Below are 3,899 nucleotides of genomic sequence, written 5' to 3' on the forward strand. Positions count from 1 at the left end.
GAAGCTCGCCGCAACGCCCAACCTTGGCGGCAGCTGGACCCACATGCCCTACAAGCTTTATGCCGATGGCGGACTGATCACCGAGGGCGTCATGGACGGCAGCGGGCACGTCGAGGTTGATCATCAGCCGACGACGCAGGAATACCGGCTGAAAATGGCCAACGGCGTCAGCTACCGCATTCCCGCCGTGACCACGTACAGCAATCCCGAGCAGGGAAGGCTGGCCAATCAGGGCCTGCACAACCACCGCTCTGCACCCGACACCCCGGTCAATCAGCCGGCTTCACACACCGATCAACGCGCGCTGTATGCCGCCGTGCTGAATAACACCACCGATCAGGAAGAGGAGGCCCCATGACGCAGCCTGAAATTGTCGCGCCCGTTTCGTTTCAAGAAACCGATACCGTGACCCTGTGCGCGCCCTGGTATGTGCAGGAGTCCGAGTACGGACCTGCTTTGGCGACGTATAAACCGTTGGTCAACGGCTTGGAAACCTTTGGTGTTGTACACCGGGCCATCGCAGGCGCGACCCGGTCTGTCGATATCATTTGCTGGGGGTTCCAGCCGTCGATGTATTTCATTCGCACCGGGGAGAAGCAACCCTGCATCGGCGAGTTGCTCATGCAGAAGGCCAGACAGGGCGTAAAAGTACGCGTGCTGGGCTGGGAAATGCCATTCAACACTGCAGGCGTGGGTGGCGAAGCCAATCTGCCCGGCAAAGGGCGTGTACCGATTGACGATCGCAAGATGCAGAGCGCCACCGATGATCAGTACGCCTACGACCGCAAGTGGTTCGCGATGTGTTCCATCGCAGGCATTCCTATGCCGTTATGGCGTGACTTGGAAAGGCCTGCATTTGCCAGTCGCGGCTTTAGCCTGTTCGACCGCGCCGAGATCATTCACCAGGCCCGGTATCACGGTTCCGACCCGAACCTTAGTGTCAGCACACTCGGGGCCCTTGGCGCGTTCGCCACCCACCATCAGAAAACCGTGCTGGTGGACTATGAAGCCCCCGAACACGCGGTGGGTTTCGTCATGGGCCACAACACCCTCGACGAATACTGGGACACGGATCGGCATTCGGCGCTCAAGCGCGACAAAGCCAGCAAGCCTGCTCCCAACGCCGGACCACGGGGTGACACACCGCGTCAGGACATTTCTAGCCAAGTGGCCGGGCCAATCCTGGAGCACCTGCACCACAACTTCGCCACGGCCTGGCTCGATGCGACGGGCGAAGACCTGATGACCAGCCGCGACGCCATGGCCCTGGGCAAACGCTTGAAATGCCCGCCGAACGAGCAGCGGCATTTCGCCCAGATCCTGCGCACCCAGGCCCAGGAAGGCCGACGCGACATCGAGAAGCTCTACCTGCAAGCGGTGAACAACGCCACGGGCTTCATCTACATCGAAAACCAGTATTTTCGCTGGCCGCCGCTGGCCGAAATGATCAAGAAGGCTGCCATGGCCCAGACTCAGGGCGGGCGCGACCCGGGCAAGCACGGCGCATTGCACCTGTTCGTGATCACCAATGTCACCGACGACGGCATTGGCAAAGGCACCGTCAACACCCAACGTATGCTCGACAGCCTGGGGCGCGCTGACACCATGCCGGAGATCACTCGACTGCAACGCATCGAGGCCGCCAAGGCACAGGCCGCTGCGCAGGAGCAGAACCTTGGCGAATTGATTGCAGATCAGGCGATGACCTTCGTGAGCCATTTGGTGACCGGGCCTAATAGCGAGATGAGCGAGAAAGCGCTGCAAAAGCAGCGCGACGCAGAAAGCGCGGCGGCCTTCCGGCGGGCCGTGCTCGAAGACCAGATCAAGGCCATCCAGCAAGAAGTGTTCAAGCCGGAGGAAATCCCCAATCTGAAGGTGCACATCTGCTCACTTGTGGCGCCCGACTCACTTCCCGGCAAATGGATGCCGGTGTACATCCATTCCAAGTTGATGATCGTCGACGACGTGTTTACCACCCATGGCTCCGCCAACATCAACACCCGCAGCATGCAGGTTGATAGCGAATTGAATATTGCCCATGAGTGGGCCAGTGAGACTCAGGCGTTGAGGCGGAGGTTGTGGAAGCTTCATACGGCGAGGAAGGGGATGCAGGATGATCCGGAGGCGGCATTCGTCGCTTGGCAGGACATCATCATCAAGAACAAAGTCCGGCAGAGCGCCGAGACGAAAAGTGAGCCCTATGCGCCCCTCGTCGAGTTTCATTACTGCCCTGCAACGCGGACGAACCTCGACTGATGCGCCGGTTACTACTGCTCGCCTGCCTGACTCTGATCGCATGCGACAACCGCAACGAATTACGACCATCAACGGACATGGACATCCAAATGAAATCTCTCGCCGCAATCAAGGACAACTTGGCTTTCACTTGCAAGCACGAAACTCTCCCTTCAGCCAGTGCCGACAGCGATGTGCTGTTTAAATACGCCCGCTGGCTGGAGAAAAACAACCAGCTGAAACAAAACCCGGATATCGACCTTGAAATCGCCCGGCTTTACCGGATCGCCACTGAGAATGGTCACCCCAAGGCCAATATCAACCTGCAGAACGGAGGCCTGCGCGGGAAATACAAACTGCGGGGTCACGAACACCTGCGCTTCAGTCAAGACCTGATCGATGCAAACGTAGCCACGGGTTACTACTTTGTGTCGGTGTTTCTAAAAAACGGTATCGCCGATCTGAAGCAAGACATGGAAATGTCGCTGCGCTATCTGCGAAAGGCCGCTGACGAGGGCAGTGCCCAAGCCCAATACGAAATCGGGGACGCGCTGGCGCCTAGCAGCAGGGCGCCGGATGTAGCGCGACAGATGCGTCGTTGCGCCGCTGAGCAAGGACATGGCGCGGCCGCGAATATTTTAGGCGTCTACCTGCAAGACAACGGCGCACATGCAGACGCTCTTGAAGCATTTCAGCTTGGAGTCGCCGCAGGCGACGAAAGCTCTTCCAGTTTTCTGCAGAACGGTTTCCGAGGACCAGAACCCACCGACGAATTGTATTACCTCGGTCTGGAGGAAGACCTCGAACGCGCCGAGCGCTATAAAACCATCTGGCGCATCCTGGCGAGGTATTCCTATGCCCACCCCAAAGTCCCCGAAATCAACGACATCCTCCCGCTGCCCCCGGCCAGGCTGCCGCCGTGGGACGGCAAGCTGCAATGGCTGGAAGCGCTTGAAGCCAATGTCCCGCCTGAAAAACCTTCGCCAGAGCTGATCCAGCGCCTGACCCAGGACCTTAAACTCGACCCCGCCACCGGCAGACCGATGCCGGGCGCCAAAGGCTTTAGTCAAGCGCACTTGTCAGCCGACCAATGCGTCGCAGGTTCCAAGTGCCCGGTCAGCGGTTGGTGGCAGGTGGTCGAGCATTGGGAGCTGCACACCGCCGACGGCCAGTCGATTGTTCGTCATTTCGAGCAAGGCGACGTTTTTCCCGTCGAGCGCATGCGCTATTACCGCGACCGAATCTGGCCGTTGCCCAAGAGCCAACACGAAGGCCCGGTGCGGGTCTGGTGGAGGCTGGCATGAAGAACCGTGCTTGGGTTTTGTCATGCCTGTTGCTGGCAGGTTGTGATGCACCTGTCACCCAGCGCCCGCACGCCGCTGCGGTGCCGTCGCTCAGCGCAGTCAAGGACAAGCTGGCCTTTACCTGCAAACACGAAGCGCTACCTCTGGCGGGTCCTGACAGCGATGTGCTGTTCCAGTACGCCCGCTGGTTGGAGAAGAACAACCAGCTGAAACAGGACCCGAGTACCGACCTTGAAATTGCCCGGCTCTACCGCATTGCTGCCGAGAACGGCCATGTCAAGGCCACTATCAACCTGCAGAACGGTAGCCTGCGCGGAAAATACATGCTGCGGGGCCACGAACACCTGCGCTTCAGTCAAG

Annotated in this window: 2 protein-coding genes and 2 pseudogenes; all 4 read left to right on the forward strand. The window is 59.4% G+C overall.

The annotated features are described in order from the left end of the window. A pseudogene (locus tag VF672_RS00465) lies at window positions 1-358 on the forward strand (type VI secretion system tip protein VgrG); the annotation flags it as partial. After that, window positions 355-2,256, forward strand: coding sequence for a phospholipase D-like domain-containing protein (locus VF672_RS00470; protein ID WP_331100255.1), 1,902 nt, complete (start codon window positions 355-357; stop codon window positions 2,254-2,256). The pseudogene VF672_RS00465 and the gene VF672_RS00470, both read left to right, overlap by 4 nt. A gap of 89 nt (window positions 2,257-2,345) precedes the next feature. After that, window positions 2,346-3,539: an SEL1-like repeat protein gene (locus VF672_RS00475; protein WP_331100258.1), complete on the forward strand. Its 1,194-nt coding sequence runs from the start codon at window positions 2,346-2,348 to the stop codon at window positions 3,537-3,539. Further along, window positions 3,536-3,899, forward strand: a pseudogene (locus VF672_RS00480) (sel1 repeat family protein); the annotation flags it as partial. The gene VF672_RS00475 and the pseudogene VF672_RS00480, both read left to right, overlap by 4 nt.

The organism is Pseudomonas sp. (assembly GCF_036387035.1).
GTDB lineage: Bacteria > Pseudomonadota > Gammaproteobacteria > Pseudomonadales > Pseudomonadaceae > Aquipseudomonas.

Bases quoted from the DNA above. Each gene is read 5' to 3' on its own strand.
- VF672_RS00470 (WP_331100255.1), top strand. From the start codon at position 355: ATGACGCAGCCTGAAATTGTCGCGCCCGTTTCGTTTCAAGAAACCGAT.
- VF672_RS00475 (WP_331100258.1), top strand. From the start codon at position 2,346: ATGAAATCTCTCGCCGCAATCAAGGACAACTTGGCTTTCACTTGCAAG.